Below are 22062 nucleotides of genomic sequence, written 5' to 3' on the forward strand. Positions count from 1 at the left end.
TTTTGTAAATATCCAAGCGCTAAAGAAATGGCTGCACATAACTGTGCAAAATGAAATCAATAATCAAAATATTATGAATATAGTCAAATCAGAATTCTATACTGAAACTTTTAAGGCTTGTTTTAAAATATAATTGGTATAAGACTATCTATTTTATTCGGCAAATATGACTGAATACTAAAGAAATCAAATCGAACACTTATTTTCAATATCAAATAACAACCTAAAAAAAAACAATAATACACACAAAGTGTTTTTAAAATACTTTATCAGGTTTGGCCATATTAAATAAAATTGCTCTTCTACGGCAACTGACCATAAAATATTACAATATGCAACATTAGGCAAATAAACAAAAGCAACATTTGCAAGTAATAATGAAAACAAAGATAATTTCATTCCAAATTTATCTTCAATTGCATGTGTGCATTGTGGAACATCAAAAATTTCAATATTTGGAATGATAAAAAAAATCAATAAAACAATTAGATAGTATAATGGCCAAATGCGTAAAATTCTTCTTATGTAAAAATTTTTTAAATTAATTTCTATTAAATACCTTTCTACCAATAACAAATATGTAATTAGATAACCGCTTAAAACAAAAAAACAGTCACACCAATACTACCAATATTTGAACTTGTACTATTTGACCATAATGTTTGATAACCAAATAAGTTTTTAAATAATTCTAAATTATCAATTAACACTAAAATGCTGCTAGAAATCTAACTCCATTAAGACCAAGGAAATAGATTCGTTTATTTTGCATAAATAAAAATCATTTAAGCTGACTTTATATTGTTTTTTTAAAAACAACTAACACATTTCTTCCTTTAATAAACTTACAGAGAACTTTTTTCAAAATTCTAGGTATAAGTTTATTAAGGGTTTTTAAAATTATTTTTACAAGAACATTAGAATTATTAATTTGAAAATTTAAAAAATAAGAATAAGTCTTTACTAGAGGTTCAAAAGTAATCTCTTCAAGTTTTAAGGGAAATATGGTTTCTAAAGATTTTAAAGATTTTTTATTCCAAAGCCCAGCATGGTGTGGTGGCAAATTTAGAGTATGATATTTATCATTTATAAATAAATACGGGTTATTATTTGGAACTCCTATAATTAGTTTTCCATCTTTTTTCAAAGTATCTAATGATGATTTTATAAAATCATGAACTTCAGTAATATGTTCTAAAACTTGAAAGTAACATATTATGGAATATGCGTTTTTTAACTGTAACGCTTCTTGTTGAATTAATGCTTCTTTTACGTCTAATCCTTGAGACTTACATTGTTTTACAGCATGAGGATTTAGTTCCAATCCTTTAGCTTTAATTTTTTTTTGCTTTAATAAGTTTAAAAAAACTCCAAAACCTGATCCTATTTCTAAAACAGAATCTGATTTATTAATATAATTTAAAGCTATTTTATGCTCCCATCTGTGAGAATAGTAATTATTTCTATCCTTAGATAAATCATCATAAAATTTGGCATCGCCTATTGTACTAAAAGGATAATAAAACCGGTATCCAGTTCTAACACATTCATAAAGTAAAATTGAATCTTCTTTAAAAAAACGTTGAACATCAATATTCATATTTTTATAGTCAGCAATAATCTCACTAGTATTAAAAGTTTCAACTAGTTTAGTTTCTCCACCATTACAGAATAAAGGACTATTAATCATCTAAAATCATTTAATTTTAAAACTTTCCAAATCGTATCATCCTCCTTATATACAGCTGTGTCTGAATCCCAATAGTAAGGCCTTTTACTGGTGTTTATAATTTCAAAACTACATATTTCAGTTAATCTATTAATATTGATTTTTGTAAAATTATCAGCAAAAAACACATTCAATTTATAATCACCTTGATACAATTTTATATTTTTTATGGTAGATATCAATTTATAAATCCCTTTTGATTGTGCAAATTCCTGTTCGGAATTTAAAATTAATTCATGAATTAATGGAAGATTATCCCTATTAAGGATTTGATAAGAAACCGCTGGCTGTTCAAGTAAACCAGCACTAAACACTTCAATTTCTATTTTTAAATCCTCGTTAAACTGATGAATCCCATTACTTTCGCTGGTTATAACTTTAACAGACTTTACAAATGGTTTATTTATACTTTTTGAATTATTTATATAAACTAAAGACCTGCTTTTTTCTTCATTTAAATAGTATTCTATTCCTTCACCAACAGTACCTTCGAAAGCGTTTTTCCCATTTTTCAAAACAATTACTCTTGTACACAAACTCTTTACTGCTGCCATATTATGACTAACAAACAAAACCGTACGTCCTTCACCTCTGCTTATATCTTGCATTTTACCAATTGCTTTCTTTTGGAACTCAGCATCTCCAACAGCCAATACCTCATCAATAACCAAAATATCGGGTTCTAAATGAGCTGCCACCGCAAATGCCAAACGTACTCGCATTCCCGAAGAATACCGTTTTACAGGTGTGTCTATATAGCGTTGACAACCACTAAAGCTTATAATTTCGTCTTCTCTTTGCTGAATTTCCTTTTTGGTCATTCCTAAAATGGCACCATTAAGATATATATTTTCACGCCCTGTCATTTCAGGGTGAAAACCTGTACCTACTTCAAGTAAAGAAGCAATTCTCCCTTTTGTTTTAATTTCGCCAGTAGTAGGACTGGTTACTCTTGAGAGTATTTTTAATAGTGTTGATTTACCAGCGCCATTTTTACCAATAATACCTAAAACTTCTCCACGTTTAACTTCAAAATTAATATCCTGCAACGCCCAAACATAATCACTATTACCTACAGTGCTTCTGTCGTTGGTTTCACCTATTTTTAAAAACGGATCATCTTTCCCACTAACCTTATGCCACCAACGAATTAGATCATGACTTAAAGTACTTGAACTAACAAGACCTAAACGGTATTGTTTAGAAATATTTTCAGCCTTTAAAATAATATCAGACATGAGGTATTGATTTTGGCATTTTATAAATGATGGTTTGACTTCTCGCTCCAAAATATTGAATAAATTTTGGTGCAAATTTTTCTGACTTTAATGTCGTTCTCCTATATTTTCTGCGGGTTTTTGTTGAAAAAGGCAAAATACGATAAAAACGCTCTAACATCCCCATTGGCACGATCTCGATATGACTAAAAAACTGATGCCCTAAACGCTTAAAATGCTTTGAGCTATTATCGCGATGCGGATGCGGATCTAAATCTTCCCATTGCTTAAAAGCATTTGGGCTTAACAATTTAGATGGTCTATTATTCATAGGAACAGCCCACCGCAATTCATCCAAAAACTTACTATTTATGGCAGGTTCAAAAAAACGTGCTTCTCCATCTGGTTTTAAAACTTGACTAATTTTTTTTATAACTTCTAATTCGTGAGCTAATGTTAAATGATGTAAAAAGGCTTTACCAATAACCATATCCAATGATTGTTCTGGTAAATCATGACTAGTAAAATCACCTTTAACAAATGTTATATCGTGTTCAAATTTATAATTTTCATTTAAGGCATTAACAATATCTCCACTGTAATCAGAAATATCATTAGCTACAACTTCGGCTCCTAAAGCTGCAAGTACCGCCACATTTGCACAATTACCACAGCCTAACTCCATGATTTTTTTACCTTTAACCGTATCTTTAAAATTATTAATATACATACCAACCCAACTAATATCAGTAGTTGTGGCATCCTTTAAAAATGCATCTAAATTATTTAAGGTTTTTATTAGCCCACTAACATTTACACCCTTATATTTTTTATCATAAAAGTTCCTGTTCTTATTAATGTTTGAAATACTTTCGCTTTTTATCACTTTCATTATACTGTATCTATAAAACTTTTTTCAGTTTTATTAAAAATAATTAATCCTACTAAGAATAAAACCAAACTCACTACAATAACATATATAAGTTTCGAAAATGAAAAATCGCCCACGCCTAATGTAATAAACCTAAAAGCTTCTATAATTGTTGTTATTGGGTTATATTCTATTAAAACACCTGATATTTTAGGAATGCTACCTTCGGCAACTTTCGTTTTAATTAAATCTAGAGGATACATTACTGCCGATGCATACATTAATAATTGAACACCAAAAGTAACTAAATATGATAAATCTCTATATTTCGTAGTCATTGAAGATATAATCATACCTAACCCTAAGCCAATAAGTCCCATTAAAAAAACTAGTAAAGGCAAAAAGAGCAATTCCAAGCTTGGCGATGCATGGCTTGCCTTAGTTGTAAAAAACACAAAGTAAATATAAAAACAAACAAATACCAACAACTGAATTCCAAATTTTATAAGGTTTGAAACCACTACTGATATGGGCATTATAACTCTAGGGAAATAAACTTTACCGAAAATATTTTGATTCTTCCTAAACGTATCACTCGTACCAACCAAACACTCTTTAAAATAGTTCCAAAAAGTGATTCCTGCCAAATTAAAAAGAAACGAAGGGATACCATCACCTGTAGAAATATTGGCAATATTATTAAATACTAATGTAAAAATTACTGAGGTAAATAAAGGCTGAATAAAATACCATAGTGGCCCTAATATGGTCTGTTTGTATAAAGTAACTACATTCCGCTTTACAAACAAAAACATCAAATCTTTATATCTCCAAATTTCTTTAAAATTTAAGTCTAAAAATTTCTGTTTTGGTGAAATAGTATAAAGCCAATTTTCGCTTTTAGTAATCATTGCTATATTAATTTAAAACTTCTTTTTGAAAACAGATTTAATACGAGATATTAAAGAAGCTTTGTTGGAATCATCGTCATTATACCCATTACCATAACTACCATAACCATAACCATAGCCGTAACTGTAACCGTAACCGTAACCATACTTCCCTTTTTGATTATAGCCGTTATAAATAAAACTTAAATTTTTTATCTCTCCTTTCTCATACTTATTCTTTATTAGAGTTATCATACCTTTTTTAGTATAATCTTGCCTTACTACATAAATGGTCGCATCCACATAATCTATAAGCTCTAATGCATCAGAAACCAAACCTATTGGAGGTGTGTCTAAGACTATGTAATCATAGGATTCCTTTAACATTTTTATTAGTACATCCATCTCTTCTAACATCAATAACTCTGAAGGGTTAGGTGGAATTGGGCCAGATGTAATCACATCTAAGTTAGCTACTTTTGTCTCTTGTATAACCTCGGCTAAATCTTTTTGCCCTATTAAATAATTTACAACACCAATATCATTTTCAATATCAAAATCTCCAAATATTTTGGGTTTTCTTAAATCCAACCCAACTAAAACTGTCTTTTTCCCACTCATGGCGAAAACGGTTGCGATATTAATGGAGCAAAATGTTTTGCCTTCACCACTAACAGAAGAGGTAATCATTAGCGTTTTTGCCCCTTCCAAATTATTCTTTTTGTAAAAATATTGCAGACTCGACCGTATTGAACGAAAAGCCTCAGCAATTGTTGATTTTGGTTTTAAATGAACTGCTAAATTATTTTCTAAATTATTTTTACCTACCACACCTAACAATGGAATATTTGACAAACCTTCTAGTACCTGAGGGTTATGCAATTTATTATCAAAAAAAGTTATAACAAAAGCTAGTAATAACGGAATTAACATACCACCTAATACAGCAAATAGATATCGAGAACTTAATTTTAAGTCTATAGGTGTAGCTCCAGTATCTTTAGCAGGATCAATAACTAAAATATCAGAGACACTTGCAGATTTAATAATATCTGCTTCTCCACGTTTTACAAGAAATGCATTGTAGGTTTGTTCACTTAATGCATATTGCCTTTGGATGTCAAACAATTTTTGTTGTGCTTTTGGCAATTTTCTAATTTTTGCATCCTCAATCGCTATTTTAGAATTTGTGGACAACAATATCCTATTAAGTCCATTACTAGCCGAACTTATATTTTCTAATAGTACTTGTTTTAAACCTTCAATTTGCCTATCGATATCTGCAAAAATAGTGGCGTCCTTTCTAACTGTAGAGCTATATTTAGATTTCTGAACAGACAATGCATTTATCTTACTTATATTGTTAAGAATATTAACATCTTCTATACCAGCCACGGCCGGAGCAGGGACATCTGTAAACAAATTACTGGCTATTAAATATTTTTTAAGGCTAGCATAATACCCTAGTTTTAATTTAATATTATCACGCTCAGCTTCTAGAATAGACAGCTTGTTGTTTATAGCTATACTTTGATCATTGAGGTTAAAAATTTTATTTTCTTGTCTATAACTGTTTAATGAGTCTGCATTTAATGTGAGTTGCGATTTTACACGAGCAAGTTGTTCATCTATAAAATTAATAGTGTTTGTAACAAACTGATTTTTTCTATTTAGTTGGTCTTCGCTTAAAACCTTAACCGTTTCATTCAAATAATCTACAATCTTTGGCTTATTAACGTCTACCATACTCAAATTAAGTATCGCAGAATTTTTAGGATTCTTGATACTTAATTTCGCTCTGTATTCACTAACTGTTCTATGAAAATCATTGAATTGTACAAAATATTCTTCTCCTTCTAAAAATCGTCTGCCTTCTAATAGCTCTATAATTCCATTGACATAAGGAGTAGTAATTAGCTCGCCTAATCTAAATTGATTCCTATACTCTCCTATTGGCACATCTATATTTTGTTTTGATTTATCGGAAAAATTTTGAGTTTTTACTGGGGTAGATTCGAAAGTTACACTTAATTCAAATGTATCGTTCTCCAACATAGTAATTTTAATAGGAATACCCAATAATTGATTTGATTTTGGTATAAGGTTTACCTTAAATGGGGCATAGGTATAGATATCATCTTTTCTAAATCTAGATTGTTTTAAGTAAGTTGTATAAAACTCAAGATTATCAACAACTTTTTCATGAATAGATCTAGAGCTTAAGGCATTTATCATAGTTTGAACCTTACCCGATACGCCTCCCCAATTAAATATTAAACTCGTATTTGATGTAAACAATGGGTTTGATTCCTCCTCTACAGAAATTTGAGTACCTAATCTGTAAGACTGTTGCGTCCGAATATTTTGTTGGTAGACTATAAAAATTCCAATTCCAATAAAAAGTAGAAACAATTTCCAGTAACTTAAAATTCTGACTAATAAAGCCTTTACATCGAAAGATGATTGCGATTTAGATTCCGAAATATCAAATTCTTCTTCCATAATAAAACCTTTAAAGATTTTTTGTTAAAAAATACGTAGATACCAGTGCGGCTAATATGGAGGAAATTGTAGTTATGTTTTGTATTGCCGTTTGTCCTGCACCCAAAGATTTCCTTTTTAAAGGCTTAACTAAAATGATATCATTTGGTTGTATGAAGTAGAATGGAGATTTCATGGCTTTAATATCAGTTAAATCGATATGATGTATTTTTTGTCCATCAGGGTACTGCCTTACTACCAAAACATCTTTTCTGTTACCCGTTTGTGCAATATCTCCTGCATTGGCCAGGGCTTCTATAATATTCACACGATCTTGAAATAACGTATAAACACCTGTTCCTGCAACTTCCCCTGTTACAGTATAGCGTAAACCTGCTAATTTAACTGTAACGAATATTTCCGCAGTTTGTGTAAAATATTTTTTTAAAAGCTCTTGTTCAACTTTATTTTTTATTTCTGGAATTGTAAAACCCAATACGTTAAGCGCTCCTAAAACAGGAAATTCTATATTTCCATGTAAATCTACCGTAAAGCCATTAAAATAAAGTCCCGCTTGACTTTGTCCCGCACCACTTTCATCTAAAACAGGATTAAAAATACCAACAAGCTCAGGATCCAAAGCCTTGACGTTAATACTCAAAATATCGTTAACTTGAACCTTATAAGGCTTAGGTAATTCGCGTATTGCAGTATCAGTATCGTTCCCATCACCTTTATCTTGTAAATAAACAACATCTTTGTTAGTGATACAAGAGGAAAACAAAACACAAATTATTAAGTAAATACTTAAAAAATAGCTCTTCATACTAAGGCACATTGATTTGTCACAAATATAAGTTTTCGTTATGAACAATAAAACTTATAACGTGTTTTTTGGTTTTTTGTGCGTTATTTGCAAAAAACATTAGCTTTTGAATTATTTAACAGTAGAAAACATATCCAAGTCTTACGGAGAACTCATACTTTTTGAAAATATTTCATTCAGTGTACATAAAGACCAAAAAATAGCCTTTGTCGCAAAAAATGGCACGGGTAAAACGTCTATTTTAAATATTTTATCTGGTGAAGACACTGCGGATTCTGGAGAAGTAATTTACAGAAAAGACATTAAGGTCTCATTTTTATCACAAGACCCAAAATTTGACGAAAAACTTTCTATTGAAGACACGATTTTAGCGAGTGAAAACCCTATTTTAAAAGTCATTTCAAATTATGAAAAAGCACTTTTAAATCCTGAGGACACCGAAACCTATCAAGCTGCTTTTGATGCCATGGAGCATCATCAAGCGTGGGATTTTGAAACCCTTTACAAACAAGTGCTTTTTAAATTAAAGCTCGAACATTTAGATCATAAAGTAAGTACGCTTTCTGGTGGTCAAAAAAAACGTCTTGCTCTTGCAAATGCTTTAATTAACAAACCTGATTTACTGGTGTTAGATGAACCTACAAACCATTTAGATTTAGAAATGATTGAATGGTTAGAAGCTTTTTTTGCAAAAGAAAACATCACGCTTTTTATGGTGACTCACGACAGGTATTTCCTTGAGCGTGTGTGTAATGAAATTATTGAATTAGACGAGGGGCAGCTTTACAGCTATAAAGGAAATTACTCTTACTATCTAGAGAAACGAGATGCAAGAATTGAGCGTGAAGCAGTTGAAACAGGAAAAGCAAAACAGCTATTTAAAAAAGAGCTTACCTGGATGCGTCGCCAACCTAAAGCAAGAACCACTAAATCTAAATCTAGAATAGACGATTTTGCAGATATTAAACATCGTGCGCATCAACGCAGAAACGACCATGAAGTTCAGCTAGAATTAAACATGGAACGTTTAGGAAGTAAAATTCTAGAATTCCATAAAGTATCCAAAGCATTTAAAGACAAAACTATTCTTGATGCCTTTGAGTATACCTTTAAAAAAGGCGAACGCGTTGGTATTATTGGAAAAAACGGGACAGGAAAAACTACTTTTTTAAATATCTTAACGCAGACTGCACAACCCGATTCTGGCAAGGTTATAAAAGGAGATACCGTTAAATTTGGGTATTACACGCAAGATGGAATTACCATAAAACCAGAGCAAAAGGTTATTGATGTTATTCGAGAGTTTGGTGACTATATTCCGTTAAAAAAGGGCCGACAAATTAGTGCACAACAACTTTTAGAACGCTTTTTATTCAGTAGAAAAAAGCAATATGATTTTGTTGAAAAACTAAGTGGTGGCGAACGTAAGCGACTATACTTGTGTACAGTTTTAATTCAGAATCCTAATTTTTTAATTCTGGATGAACCTACAAACGATTTGGATATTGTGACGCTTAACGTATTAGAAAGCTTCCTTTTAGATTTCCCAGGATGTGTAATAGTAGTATCTCACGATCGTTATTTTATGGATAAAGTGATTGATCATCTTTTTGTTTTTAGAGGTGAAGGTGTTATTGAAGACTTCCCAGGTAACTATACAGATTATAGAGTTTACGAAGATAGCCAACCTGTTATTTCAAATACCACTGATACAGAAGTTAAAAAAGAGAAGTCATCTTGGAAACAAAATGAAGCCTCTAAACTTTCTTTTAATGAAGAAAAAGAATTGAGAAACATTGAAAGTAAACTGAATGCCTTAGCATTTGACAAGAAAGAATTAGAAAGTAAGTTTATTAATCCTGATTTAACTCAAGATGATATTAACAAACTTTCTGATAAGCTTCAAAAAATTATTAATACTATTGAAGCTAAGGAAGAACGCTGGTTTGAGTTATCTTCTAAACTTGAGAGTTAATTTTCTAAAGCTAAGACCCAACATTTTCGTCTGAAAACAAGCTTTTCCCCTCGAGCGCAGTCGAGAGGTTTTAATTAATAAATAAAAAATAGGTCTCGACTGCGCTCGACCAGACATAGAAATATGTTTTATCAAATTATTCAATACATAAGATTCCTATTTAAATCCACCAATCAACATGGTGTACATTCCCCTTTTGTATTTGATTTAGTAACCAAATGTTTTTATAACAAAACACGTTATGAATCCTATAGTTCTATTTTAAATTACAGAAAATCACTAATAAAAAACAATACCAAAATAAAGGTGGAAGATTTAGGCGCGGGCTCTCAGGTAATGAAAAAACAAGAACGCCTAGTTTCAACTATTGCCAAAAATGCTGGCACAACATATAAGAGAGCAAAACTACTATACAGACTTACTAATTATTTTAAACCCGAAAATATTTTAGAACTAGGCACCTCTTTAGGTATTGCAACACAGGCTTTGAGTTTAGGGAGTCCGGAAGCTCATATCATTTCCATTGAAGGATGTCCTGAAACTTCAAAATTCACTAAACAACTATTAAAAAACCAGCAAATTGAACATGTTTCCTTGATAACTGGAAATTTTAATGATGAGATTAAAAAACTAACATCAAACAAATACGATCTTATTTTTTTTGATGGGAATCATCAAAAAGAAGCCACTCTAGATTATTTTGAAAGCCTTTTACAAACAGCGAATAACAATTCTGTGTTTCTTTTTGACGATATCTATTGGTCCAAAAACATGACTGAAGTATGGGAAACCATAAAACAACACCCAAAAGTTACTGTTACTATTGACACGTTTTTCTGGGGCTTTGTTTTTTTTAGAAAGGAACAGTCAAAAGAACACTTTGTAATTCGCTGTTAGCAACAAAACGGCTTAATTAGTATCAATCTCAGAAGCATCCTGTTTTTCTTCAACAGGACATCCATTATTTTCGATTGGACCAGCTTCTTTAGGGCAGCTATCTAATTTATCAATAACTCCATCTCCATCTTTATCTTTAGTCTTTCTCTGCTTTATTGATATTTTAGAACCCATATAAAAATCTGCACCTTTAGTGTTATCACTTGTTAATACAGATAGCACAGATCCAGAACCAAGATATAAAGGGCCAAATCTTAAACCAGCACCAGCCTGAAAACCATTATACTCTATAACGCTTAGTGGCAAATAAAAACTAAACCCTCTACTTTCGTAGCGTGGTGTTAACGACACAACGTTTAAAATACGGCTTGCATCATCTTTACCTTTAGCTGTAAGAGAAAAGTCTGTATTTAGATTAACATAAAACTTACCATTAAAATTCCAATCTGCATTAAAATGAAGTGCTGTTGGTAAATTTGCTTTAATTCCATTAGAGCTTTCTTCTAAAGTGTAAAAACTATTTAAAATATCATCAAAATCATCAGCATCACTAATATCATCTTCACTAACACCTGTTGGATTATCTATATTATACGTATCATCTAAACCATCATCATATGTAATTCCACCAAGGTCTGTAATAGATAAACCTAATTTTAATTTATACTTATTTTTATCTTTACGAACGTATGAGTCTCCTTTAGAATTTGTTTCAACATAATCTGCATGGTTTGGTCTCCACTCGTAAACAAAACCTAGATCTACTCCAAAACCAGAAGCATCAGTTAATTCGAACTCATAATCCTCATTATCAAAATCATCAGATCTCCCGTAAGATATCTCACCAGAAGATATAATATTCCCAGTAGTTTCTCCACCTCCTAAATCTGTTCCATCAGCATCATAATCAACGCTTACATTTTTTCCTCGTGCATAACCGCTACCCCCACCTTGAAGATATTTAATAGTAAAACCTCCTTTTAAGAAATGTTGTTCTTTCTGCATTAAAGTTCTGGCATAAGTAACACCAAACTCTGCCCATGCATGGGTAAAAATGTTAAAATCACCCTCATTAATATTAAAATCTTCTGAAGCATCATTATCTAAATCATCAATAGTAGTTCCATTTATTTCGTTTATGTTAGTCATAGAACGCAATCTAGTAAAAACAGCTATAGAACTCTTTTTATTAAGATTAAACATAAATGAAGGCCCCATAATATCAACATTTATTGCTGCATTATTATCTGAAGTTGGCGATTTTTCAGCATCGGTATCAAAACTATAATCGTCTTTAAAGGCATCCATGACATTCACACCATAATAATCATTACCAGCGAGAAAACTAGATCCAACCAGGTTAATATCCAATTTAAAACGAGAATCAGTAATATTTGCTGGATTGGAAATAACGCTATTTACACCACTATAATTGTCTGTAAGAAATCCGACATAAGATTGTGCTTTCACGCAAAAAGAACTCAAAATAAATAGTAACACTAAAGTAATTTTTTTCATAATTTTGGTTTGGTTAAAAATGTATTTCATCGACAAAAATAGATTTTTTATCGATAAAACATAAAATACTGTATATTTTTTTAGACAAAAAATAGCTATACAACTAGTAATGAACATTTTACGTAATTGTTTTTTTATAGCCACTAGGATTTAAAACTCCATAATCTATTAATTCTAATGAAAAACATAGTACAAAAAAATCTCAGAGTATCCACACCCTGAGATTTTTAGAATACTATTTAATCTATATTGTTTTTACTTAGCTAAATTAATTTCTACTCTTCTATTTTGTGCTCTACCTGCTTTATACATGTTTGTAGCAATAGGTCTTCTCTCGCCATATCCAATAGCTGATAGTCTAGTGGCATCTATTCCGTTTTTAACTAAAAAATCTTTTACTGAATTAGCTCTAGCATCTGACAATTTTTTATTTAATTCGTAACTCCCTATACTATCTGTATGCCCCTCAATAACGAATTTCGCATTTGGAAACGCTTTTAAAACCAATATAATATCAGATAAAACCTGGTTAGATTGTTTGCTTATAGAAGAGGTGCCATAATCAAACAAGATAACTTTTGCATAATCATTTAAATCTTTTTGAAGTTTTTGAATTACTGCCTCAGGACAACCATTATTAGCTACTGTACCAACTTCGTCTATACAATCATCATCTTTATCTAAAACACCATCACCATCATTATCTCTCCAAGGACACCCTTTATTATCTATAGGCCCCGCTTCTTCTGGGCAAGCATCAAGCTTATCAATAATACCATCCTCGTCTTTATCTCCCCAAGGACATCCTTTATTTTCTTCGGGGCCTGCCGCTTCTGGACAATCATCATCTTTATCTAAAATACCATCTTCATCAGCATCATCCCAAGGGCAACCATTATTCTCAACTGGACCTTGTTCTTTTGGGCAATCATCTAATTTATCAATTATTCCATCGCCATCTTTATCCTTAAATACATTTTGGTATATAGGTATTTTTAAACCTGCATAAACATCGGCTTCTCTATTATTATCACTTGCAAACGCAGAAATCACAGATCCAGAACCTAAATACAAAGGGCCTGCTCTTAAACCGGCACCCATTCTAAAACCATTATTTTCAATAACACTTAAAGGCAGATAAAAACTAAACCATTTACGCTCATAACGTGGGGTTAATGATGCCGTATTAGCTATCCGGTTGGCAGTAATTCGATCTCTAGACATTAAAGAAAAATCTGTGTTAAAGTTTAAATAGACTTTATTATTAAGATTCCAATCTACATTAAGATGTAAGGCTGATGGTAAATCTATTTTATAACCAGAATCAGCATTTGTTTGGGTATAAAATGTATTTAAAAAATCCCCAACATCATCAGCTCCATCAAATTCATCTTCATTTAATTCTGTAAATGCAATATTATATGCCTCTTTAACGCCATCTCTATAATTAATAAAACCAACATCAGTTAATGATAATCCTATTTTAAGTTTATACTTATTTTTATGCTTATAATTATTTAGGCTAGCATTATCCGTTTCATACTCTTCATAATTAGGGCGCCACTCGTAAACAAAACCTAAGTCGCCACCAAAACCGTTAGCATCAGGCAGGTCATAATCGTAATCATCATTATCAAAATCCGTAAAACGTGCATAAGTTAAATTACCTGATGTTGTTATACTTCCTGTGGTTTCTCCACCACCAAGATTCGTCCCATCTGCATCATAATTAAGCTTAACATTTTCACCTAAAGTATAGGCACTTCCTAATCCTTTTAAATATTTTAAAGACACACCGCCTTTTAAAAAATGCTGATTTTTATTTAAAATTACTCTAGCATAAGTTATACCAACTTCAGCCCAAGCATGTCCAATAATATTAAATTCCCCTTCATCAAAACTGTAATCATCAGAAGTATCATCATCAATAGATTCTATAGAAGAGCCATTAATTTTATTTACGTTAACAAAACTTCGTGCTCTAGTAAAAACCGCTAAACTGCTATTTTTACTAAGATTAAACATAAAAGATGGCCCTAAAACATCTACATTAATTACTGCATTATTATCAGACTTCTCATTGGTTTTAGCCTCTGAGTCAAAACTATAGCCATCTTTGGTGGCATCTATAATATTAATTCCGTAATAATCATTACTACCAAACGCACTTGCTCCTGCAAGATTAATATCCGTTTTAAAACGGGAATCGGCAATATTTGCAGGGTTAGAAATAATACCATGGACACCGCTATAATTGTCAGTTAGAAATCCAATATAAGATTGTGCCTCTATAGAAAAAGAAGCTGTAAATAGAAAAACTAATAAGGTAATTTTTTTCATAATTATGAGTGTATTGTAATAGCTTAAAAACAAATTTAATTTTTTTTCCATAAAATACTTACAAATCAACCTTATAAATCTTAATTTATAAAGAAGATATGAACAACTCTTATTGATTTAGTATCCTTTGTAAAATTCTTAAAAATACTATAACTTCGTACTATGAAAATTTACACCAAAACAGGAGATAAAGGCACCACAGCATTATTTGGAGGTACACGAGTACCTAAACACCATATAAGAATTGAAAGTTACGGAACGGTTGATGAGTTAAATTCCCATTTGGGTTTAATTCGCGACCAAGACATCCATCAAGATTATAAGGATTTATTGATAAAAATTCAAGACCGGTTATTTACAGTTGGAGCCATTTTAGCCACCGACCCTGAAAAAGCCATTTTAAAAAACGGTAAGGAACGCTTAAATATCGAAAAAATATCTGCAGCAGATATTGAACGTTTAGAGCAGGAAATGGATACTATGAATGCTGCGCTACCTCCTATGACGCATTTTGTACTTCCTGGTGGGCATCAAACGGTGTCATTCTGTCATATTGCGCGTTGTGTTTGCCGTAGAGCGGAACGTTTAGCATCGGCGCTTAACGATTTAGAACCTTTTGAGACGAATGCACTAACCTACCTTAACCGTCTTTCTGACTATCTTTTTGTATTGGCACGAAAGTTGTCATCTGATTTACAAGCGAATGAAATTAAGTGGATTCCGGAGAAACATTAAATTTTACGTCATTGCGAAACATTTTAAAAATGTTGTGGCAATCTAATCTTTTAAATTAATAAACAAGATTACCACGTTGCAAAAGCGCCTCGTAATGACAACATATTTTAAATATATCTAAGGATTTGCGTTAGGGATTGCAGCGGCATCCTTTTTAAAAATTGAATAAAATAACATATTGTATGTTCTAGAATTTAGCAAATTGCTAAGTCCTTAGACCTGGCAATAACGTTTTAAAAAGATATAGCGTAAAGCCCGACCCTTGTGGTAACGCCTAAAAAAAAATTGATTTTGCTACACATTATTAACCCAAAGAATAATTTGCAAGGGTTTAGATTACAGAAAGATACGTTCTTATAATTAATGATTAAATGCGTTTAAAAAATCTTATGAAACTTTTGAGATTAATTCATAACATTTTTTAAACACAATAGGAACGGTTGATGTTTTGAAGTGTTTTTATTTACTTTTTAAAAATAAAAACATAAAGAACATGAAATAATTCATTTTTTTCTTGTGTGTTTAAACTAAAAAATTATTTTTGCAAAAAATTAAACACATACACATGTATTGGACATTAGAATTAGCATCGTATTTAAGTGATGCGCCTTGGCCAGCAACAAAGGACGAATTAATAGATTACGCTATTAGAACAGGTGCCCCTTTAGAGGTTGTTGAAAATTTACAATCTATTGAAGATGAAGGAGACTCTTATGACTCTATTGAAGAAATCTGGTCTGATTATCCTACCGACGAGGACTACCTTTGGAATGAAGATGAATATTAATAAAGCATACAGCATAGATAAAAAAGTCTCGATTTGAGGCTTTTTTTTTGTTCTAAAACGTAATTAAACCGTAACAAAATGTATCTTTGATGTTGACAAAAATTTCTTGAGGCATAACCTTGAGAGACCCTTTAAAATTGTCATTTCCATGAAGATGGGAACCTTTTAAAGATGCAAAAATAAAAATGACGAAAACCTAGGGCAATCCTAGATAAAATATATAAAATTACACTCATGAGTTTTTTAAATTCTGTACTTAAAATATTTGTTGGCGATAAAGCCAAACAAGACGTAAAAGAATTATCGCCACTAGTAGATAAAATTAAAACCTTTGAAGCCGCTTTAGAAGCCTTATCTCATGATGAGTTAAGAGCAAAAACAGCTGAGTTTAAAGCTAAAATTGCTGAAGCGAATGCAGCTGTTGATAAGCAAATGGCCGACTTAACACAAGAAGCTGAAACTACCGAAGATATTGATAAACGTGAAGACATCTACGAACACATTGACCGCTTAAAGGATGAGGCTTATAAAATTACCGAAGCCGTTTTAAACAACATTTTACCTGAAGCTTTTGCTGTGGTAAAAGAAACGGCGAAACGTTTTGTAAATAACACGGCTATTACGGTTACTGCAAACGAATTTGATAGAAGTGTATCGGGCGAAAAAGATTATGTAGTTTTAGAAGATGATAAAGCCATTTGGGCAAATTCTTGGGATGCCGCAGGAAAACCTATTACTTGGGATATGGTACATTATGATGTGCAGTTAATTGGAGGTATTGCGATGCACCAAGGTAAAATTGCCGAAATGCAAACTGGTGAAGGTAAAACCTTAGTGGCAACCTTACCCGTATATTTAAATGCTTTAGCCGGAAAAGGTGTGCACTTAGTAACGGTGAATGATTATTTAGCAAAACGTGATAGTGCGTGGATGGCTCCTATTTTTCAGTTCCATGGTATGAGTGTAGATTGTATTGATTACCATCAACCAAACTCTGAAGCGCGAAGAAAAGCCTATAATGCCGATATTACTTACGGTACCAATAACGAATTTGGTTTTGACTACCTACGTGATAATATGGCACACTCAATAGATGATTTAGTGCAGCGTCCGCACCATTACGGTATTATAGACGAAGTTGATTCTGTATTGGTAGATGATGCGCGTACACCACTAATTATTTCGGGTCCTATCCCAAAAGGTGACCGCCATGAGTTTACAGAACTAAAACCTAAGGTTGATGATATTGTTTCGGTACAACGCAAGTATTTAACGGGTGTTTTAGCAGAAGCTAAGAAGTTAATTGCGGCTGGAGACACCAAAGAAGGCGGTTTTCAATTACTTCGTGTTTACAGAGGTATTCCTAAAAACAAAGCACTTATTAAGTTTTTATCTGAAGAAGGGGTTAAACAACTGCTACAGAAAACAGAAAATTTCTACATGCAAGATAACAACCGTGAAATGCCTAAGGTTGATGAAGAATTGTACTATGTCATTGAAGAAAAAAACAATCAAGTGGAATTAACCGATAAAGGTGTTGAATATATTTCTGGAAAAGATAACCCAGACTTTTTCATCCTTCCAGAAATAGGTATTGAAATTGCCAAGATTGAAGAACAAGGTCTTTCGGCTGAAGAAGAAGCTACGCTTAAAGAAGAATTGTTTAAGGAATTTGGTTTGAAATCTGAGCGTATCCATACATTAAGTCAATTACTAAAAGCATACGCATTATTCGAAAAAGACACGCAATATGTGGTGATGGAAAATAAGGTGATGATTGTTGATGAGCAAACGGGACGTATTATGGATGGTCGTCGTTATTCTGACGGATTACACCAAGCCATTGAGGCCAAAGAAAATGTAAAAATTGAAGATGCTACACAAACATTTGCCACGGTAACGCTTCAAAATTACTTCAGAATGTATCGTAAGCTGTCTGGTATGACAGGTACAGCATTAACTGAAGCTGGAGAGTTTTGGGAAATTTACAAATTAGATGTACTTGAAACACCAACCAACCGCCCTATTGCTCGTGATGATAAAGAAGATTTAGTGTATAAAACGAAGCGTGAAAAATACAATGCAGTTATTGATGAAGTCACTAGATTATCAGAAGCGGGACGTCCGGTATTGATTGGAACCACATCGGTTGAGATTTCTGAGTTGCTGGGTAAAATGTTAAGCATTCGAAAAATACCGCACAATGTTTTAAATGCAAAACAACATAAACGCGAAGCAGATATTGTTGCTGAAGCTGGTAATGCAGGACAAGTAACTATAGCTACCAATATGGCGGGTCGTGGTACGGATATTAAATTATCTGAAACCGTTAAAAAAGCAGGTGGATTAGCCATTGTAGGCACAGAGCGTCATGATTCGCGTCGTGTAGACAGACAGCTACGAGGTCGTGCTGGCCGTCAAGGAGATCCAGGAAGTTCTCAGTTTTATGTGTCTTTAGAAGACAACTTGATGCGTTTATTTGGTTCTGAGCGAATTGCTAAAATGATGGATAAAATGGGATTGAAAGAAGGCGAAGTGATTCAGCATTCTATGATTTCAAAATCTATTGAGCGTGCACAGAAAAAGGTTGAAGAAAACCAGTTTGGTGTTCGTAAGCGATTGTTAGAATATGATGATGTTATGAACGCGCAACGTGAGGTGGTTTACAAACGTCGTTATAATGCTTTAAATGGTGAACGTTTACGTGTCGATTTAGCAAATATGATTTTTGACACTACAGAAGGTATTGCAGAAACAAATAAAGGGGCTAACGATTATAAAAATTTCGAGTTTGAATTGATTCGTTATTTCTCAATGAGTTCGCCAATTTCTGAAGATGAATTTGGAAAACTATCGGCTCAAGAAATTACATCAAAAATATACAAAGCGGCTTTTGAGCACTACAGAGATAAAATGGCTAGAAATGCAGATATTGCGTTTCCTGTTATTAAAAATGTATATGAAACGCAACGCGATAAATTCAAACGTATCGTTGTACCTTTTACAGATGGTGTAAAGAGTTTAAATGTGGTTACCGATCTTGAAAAAGCTTATGAAACTAATGGTAAACAATTAATTACCGATTTTGAAAAGAACATTACATTAGCCATAATTGATGATGCTTGGAAAACCCATTTACGTAAAATGGATGAGTTAAAGCAATCAGTACAATTAGCGGTACATGAGCAAAAAGACCCTTTATTAATTTATAAGTTTGAAGCTTTTGAGTTGTTTAAAGCGATGATTGACCAAGTGAATAAAGATGTGATTTCATTCTTATTTAAAGGTGAATTACCTCAAGAAACGCAAAACACCATTCAGGAAGCCAGACAAACTCGTAAAAAGGAAAATCTAAAAACTCAAAAAGACGAAATTCCTAATTTAGATGAGCGTTCTGCACAAAACAGAGCGGCAGGAAATACACAACGTAATCAAGAAGTTATAGAAACTATTGTTCGCGATCGACCAAAAATTGGACGTAACGACCGTGTGACAATAAAACACGTTTTAAAAGGAGAAAATAAAACCTTAAAGTATAAACAAGCCGAACCTTTAATTGCAAAAGGCGAATGGGTTTTGGTTGAAGATTAACCTAAATTCCTTTAAAAATAAGGCCTCTTATAATATTAAAATCCCATTAGGTTAACTTTTGGGATTTTTTTGTGGGTTTATTACATGAAAATTAAAACGCATATTTATAATACAAAGCTCCCCTTAACTTTATAAACTATCTAAAGGGCTTTTTATATTACTCATATGGCTATGAGACACTTTTGTATAAACCTGTGTTGTTTTAATGGAGTAATGCCCTAAAAGTTCTTGAATAAATCGTAAGTCTGCACCAGACTCTAACAAATGTGTAGCATAACTATGTCTCAATCCATGAATCCCTATTTTTTTGTTAACCCCTGCTTTTATCATAGCCTTTTTAAAAACCTGCTGTAAACTACTTTTAGAATAACTTCCACCATACTGCCCTTCAAATAAATACTCTTCAGGCGTATAAATTGTATAATATATTCTAAGTTCTTTCAAAATAGTCATTGGTAAAGGAACATACCTATCTTTTTTACCTTTTGCTCCAACAATATGCACAAGCATTCTGGAACTATTTATATGATGTAGTTTTATATTTACTACTTCAGACACTCTTAAGCCCATACCATAACATAATTTTAGAGCAACCTTATGCTTAAGGTTAGTTGTAGCCTTAATTATTCTTTTTATTTCGTATTTACTCAATAACTTAGGCAAAGTACTTGGTGTCTTTGGCCTCGGGATATCAAAAAACATTTTGGGTCTATGAATCACTTGCTCAAAATAAAACTTAACAGCATTTATTTTTCCGTTCATTTTACGTTCTTTCATTTTAAGATGCTGGACACAATACAAAAAATAATCTTTAAGTCTTTTAGGGTTCAAATCCTCTATAGGATAATCGTTTATCAGATATAATAACTCAGCAAACTCAGCTAGGTACATACGCTGGGTATTAATACTATAAGATTTAATTTGCAATTGGTTTCTGTAATCTATAAATGCTTGTTTATTAATATGGTGTATGGTATCTAAGAGTTTTTTACCTGGTAACTCTTCTTTAATTTTTAACTCTCTTCTTACAACTGGAAGATCTGGGAGGTACCAACATGCATTTGAAGCACTATATGATACAGATGGAAATTGTTTTTGCAATTGTTTTTGCATGTCCTTATTATAAGGAAATGCAATCCAAATTACATTTTTATTTTTATGCTTCCCTAATTTAAAGTTATAATTAGCAAGTTCCATAAGTAGTGTATTTTGTATATCAAAATTGAAATATACATAATTTTGATATACAAAACGTACAGTACTGAAAACTTTATAACACATTATATATACTCAAAGTACTACAGTTTCATCTTTTTTTTTATCTTCGTATTAACTGCACATATATATGTGTTGTGTGTAAGTTGACCAAAAATTAAACCTTGTGAATTAAATTAAAATTTAGAACTATAAACCAAAATCAATTATGAAAAAAATCACTTTACTATTACTGACAATTCTAATGTTTTCTTGTGGAAACAATAAGGAAGAACAAATGCTGTATGATTACCAACAGAAAAACGTTAAGGCTTTAAACTTTGATTTAAAAGACCTTGATTATAAAGTTCAAAACATTGAAAAAGTTGCGCATATAACTGCGGCAGACAGTATAAAACATTTAAAACAAGAACTTGCCGAATATTGGACAAAAAATCCTGAACAGTCACTTGTGGATACATTGAGTTTTAAATACGTAAAAAGTGTGTTAAATGAAACCATTACTCAAAAAGACACATTATATAAACTATATCAGGAAGCTGTTTTAACAGCAATCCGAATTGATGATTTTTCATACGAATTGGAATCTAAAAGAAAAAGGGATGATGCTATGGATGAAATGTTTTCATACAAAAAAACACTCTCTGGAGTTGAGACACTTGAAAAATATTTTAACAAGCTTTCTGAAAAACCAGACTCTATACTTTCGTCAAAATATAAAGCAAATTATTCTTTAAAAAATCCAATGTTAGGGAATACAAAACAGACATTTGATAAGATATTTTACACTAATTCGACTCAAACTGAATTTGTAAAAGAAGAAACAGTTGATGAAAAATAAACCCTACGCACAATCGAGTAGACGGCTCTCCCCATAATTGAGGAGAGTGCGCCTCTCACACCACCGTACGTACGGGTCTCGTATACGGCGGTTCACCAAATTGAAGTTTGCGTATTATTAATGTAATCTAACAAAGGTTTATACCCTTT

General features: G+C 32.1%; 15 protein-coding genes and 1 pseudogene. 6 read left to right on the top strand and 10 right to left on the bottom strand.

Going from position 1 to position 22062, the window contains the following annotated elements:
* Window positions 1-186: 186 nt before the first annotated feature.
* From P8K68_RS14890 to P8K68_RS01290, 7 genes and pseudogenes are all read right to left on the bottom strand, one after another.
* A pseudogene (locus tag P8K68_RS14890) lies at window positions 187-603 on the bottom strand (hypothetical protein); the annotation flags it as partial.
* A gap of 193 nt (window positions 604-796) precedes the next feature.
* Complete coding sequence (locus P8K68_RS01265; RefSeq protein ID WP_300247413.1) at window positions 797-1690, bottom strand: class I SAM-dependent methyltransferase; 894 nt, start codon at window positions 1688-1690, stop codon at window positions 797-799.
* Window positions 1687-2967: an ABC transporter ATP-binding protein gene (locus tag P8K68_RS01270; RefSeq protein WP_300247415.1), complete on the bottom strand. Its 1281-nt coding sequence runs from the start codon at window positions 2965-2967 to the stop codon at window positions 1687-1689. The genes P8K68_RS01265 and P8K68_RS01270 overlap by 4 nt, the downstream gene beginning before the upstream one ends.
* The gene (locus P8K68_RS01275; RefSeq protein WP_300247417.1) at window positions 2960-3838 is read right to left on the bottom strand and encodes a class I SAM-dependent methyltransferase; all 879 of its coding nucleotides are present in this window, start codon (window positions 3836-3838) and stop codon (window positions 2960-2962) included. Before P8K68_RS01275 ends, P8K68_RS01270 begins: the two co-directional genes overlap by 8 nt.
* Entirely contained in the window at window positions 3838-4728 is an 891-nt protein-coding gene (locus P8K68_RS01280; RefSeq protein ID WP_300247419.1) for an ABC transporter permease, read from the bottom strand. The genes P8K68_RS01275 and P8K68_RS01280 overlap by 1 nt, the downstream gene beginning before the upstream one ends.
* Before the next feature lie 12 nt (window positions 4729-4740).
* Complete coding sequence (locus tag P8K68_RS01285; RefSeq protein ID WP_300247421.1) at window positions 4741-7209, bottom strand: tyrosine-protein kinase family protein; 2469 nt, start codon at window positions 7207-7209, stop codon at window positions 4741-4743.
* Between the two features lie 10 nt (window positions 7210-7219).
* Window positions 7220-8014 (bottom strand): polysaccharide biosynthesis/export family protein, encoded by a 795-nt coding sequence (locus tag P8K68_RS01290; protein WP_300247423.1) that lies wholly within the window; start codon window positions 8012-8014, stop codon window positions 7220-7222.
* Between the two features lie 106 nt (window positions 8015-8120).
* Between P8K68_RS01290 and P8K68_RS01295 the strand changes: the two genes are divergently transcribed.
* Both P8K68_RS01295 and P8K68_RS01300 read left to right on the top strand, forming a co-directional pair.
* The gene (locus P8K68_RS01295; RefSeq protein ID WP_300247424.1) at window positions 8121-9989 is read left to right on the top strand and encodes an ABC-F family ATP-binding cassette domain-containing protein; all 1869 of its coding nucleotides are present in this window, start codon (window positions 8121-8123) and stop codon (window positions 9987-9989) included.
* Between the two features lie 123 nt (window positions 9990-10112).
* Window positions 10113-10886, top strand: coding sequence for a class I SAM-dependent methyltransferase (locus P8K68_RS01300; protein ID WP_300247426.1), 774 nt, complete (start codon window positions 10113-10115; stop codon window positions 10884-10886).
* A gap of 12 nt (window positions 10887-10898) precedes the next feature.
* On the opposite strand, the gene P8K68_RS01305 is transcribed toward P8K68_RS01300, so the two are convergent.
* Together P8K68_RS01305 and P8K68_RS01310 are read right to left on the bottom strand one after the other, a co-directional pair.
* Window positions 10899-12404 carry a DUF5723 family protein gene (locus P8K68_RS01305; protein WP_300247428.1) on the bottom strand — a complete coding sequence of 502 codons (1506 nt, stop codon included), beginning with the start codon at window positions 12402-12404 and terminating at the stop codon, window positions 10899-10901.
* Between the two features lie 255 nt (window positions 12405-12659).
* Entirely contained in the window at window positions 12660-14744 is a 2085-nt protein-coding gene (locus P8K68_RS01310; RefSeq protein WP_300247430.1) for a DUF5723 family protein, read from the bottom strand.
* A 162-nt stretch (window positions 14745-14906) separates the two neighbouring features.
* Between P8K68_RS01310 and P8K68_RS01315 the strand changes: the two genes are divergently transcribed.
* The 3 genes from P8K68_RS01315 (at window position 14907) to secA (ending at window position 19857) form a co-directional block, all read left to right on the top strand.
* Window positions 14907-15479 (top strand): cob(I)yrinic acid a,c-diamide adenosyltransferase, encoded by a 573-nt coding sequence (locus tag P8K68_RS01315; protein ID WP_300247432.1) that lies wholly within the window; start codon window positions 14907-14909, stop codon window positions 15477-15479.
* A gap of 565 nt (window positions 15480-16044) precedes the next feature.
* Window positions 16045-16266 carry a DUF2795 domain-containing protein gene (locus tag P8K68_RS01320; protein ID WP_019387375.1) on the top strand — a complete coding sequence of 74 codons (222 nt, stop codon included), beginning with the start codon at window positions 16045-16047 and terminating at the stop codon, window positions 16264-16266.
* A gap of 234 nt (window positions 16267-16500) precedes the next feature.
* Window positions 16501-19857 carry a preprotein translocase subunit SecA gene (gene secA / locus P8K68_RS01325; protein WP_300247434.1) on the top strand — a complete coding sequence of 1119 codons (3357 nt, stop codon included), beginning with the start codon at window positions 16501-16503 and terminating at the stop codon, window positions 19855-19857.
* Window positions 19858-19986: 129 nt separating this feature from the next.
* Here the strand turns inward: secA and P8K68_RS01330 are convergent, their stop codons facing one another.
* Entirely contained in the window at window positions 19987-21054 is a 1068-nt protein-coding gene (locus tag P8K68_RS01330; RefSeq protein ID WP_300247436.1) for a tyrosine-type recombinase/integrase, read from the bottom strand.
* 226 nt (window positions 21055-21280) lie between these two features.
* Here P8K68_RS01330 and P8K68_RS01335 point away from each other — a divergent pair, with 226 nt between their 5' ends.
* Window positions 21281-21913, top strand: coding sequence for a hypothetical protein (locus P8K68_RS01335; protein WP_300247437.1), 633 nt, complete (start codon window positions 21281-21283; stop codon window positions 21911-21913).
* The last annotated feature ends 149 nt before the right edge of the window (window positions 21914-22062 follow it).

Origin of the sequence: Algibacter sp. (assembly GCF_029245835.1) — a bacterium.
In the GTDB taxonomy this organism is placed as follows: domain Bacteria; phylum Bacteroidota; class Bacteroidia; order Flavobacteriales; family Flavobacteriaceae; genus Algibacter_B.

Coding starts and splice junctions, on each gene's coding strand:
- P8K68_RS01280 (WP_300247419.1), bottom strand. CDS start 4,728: ATGATTACTAAAAGCGAAAATTGGCTTTATACTATTTCACCAAAACAG.
- P8K68_RS01285 (WP_300247421.1), bottom strand. CDS start 7,209: ATGGAAGAAGAATTTGATATTTCGGAATCTAAATCGCAATCATCTTTC.
- P8K68_RS01300 (WP_300247426.1), top strand. CDS start 10,113: ATGTTTTATCAAATTATTCAATACATAAGATTCCTATTTAAATCCACC.
- P8K68_RS01305 (WP_300247428.1), bottom strand. CDS start 12,404: ATGAAAAAAATTACTTTAGTGTTACTATTTATTTTGAGTTCTTTTTGC.
- P8K68_RS01265 (WP_300247413.1), bottom strand. CDS start 1,690: ATGATTAATAGTCCTTTATTCTGTAATGGTGGAGAAACTAAACTAGTT.
- P8K68_RS01320 (WP_019387375.1), top strand. CDS start 16,045: ATGTATTGGACATTAGAATTAGCATCGTATTTAAGTGATGCGCCTTGG.
- P8K68_RS01275 (WP_300247417.1), bottom strand. CDS start 3,838: ATGAAAGTGATAAAAAGCGAAAGTATTTCAAACATTAATAAGAACAGG.
- P8K68_RS01310 (WP_300247430.1), bottom strand. CDS start 14,744: ATGAAAAAAATTACCTTATTAGTTTTTCTATTTACAGCTTCTTTTTCT.
- secA (WP_300247434.1), top strand. CDS start 16,501: ATGAGTTTTTTAAATTCTGTACTTAAAATATTTGTTGGCGATAAAGCC.
- P8K68_RS01330 (WP_300247436.1), bottom strand. CDS start 21,054: ATGGAACTTGCTAATTATAACTTTAAATTAGGGAAGCATAAAAATAAA.
- P8K68_RS01270 (WP_300247415.1), bottom strand. CDS start 2,967: ATGTCTGATATTATTTTAAAGGCTGAAAATATTTCTAAACAATACCGT.
- P8K68_RS01315 (WP_300247432.1), top strand. CDS start 14,907: ATGAAAATTTACACCAAAACAGGAGATAAAGGCACCACAGCATTATTT.
- P8K68_RS01335 (WP_300247437.1), top strand. CDS start 21,281: ATGAAAAAAATCACTTTACTATTACTGACAATTCTAATGTTTTCTTGT.
- P8K68_RS01290 (WP_300247423.1), bottom strand. CDS start 8,014: ATGAAGAGCTATTTTTTAAGTATTTACTTAATAATTTGTGTTTTGTTT.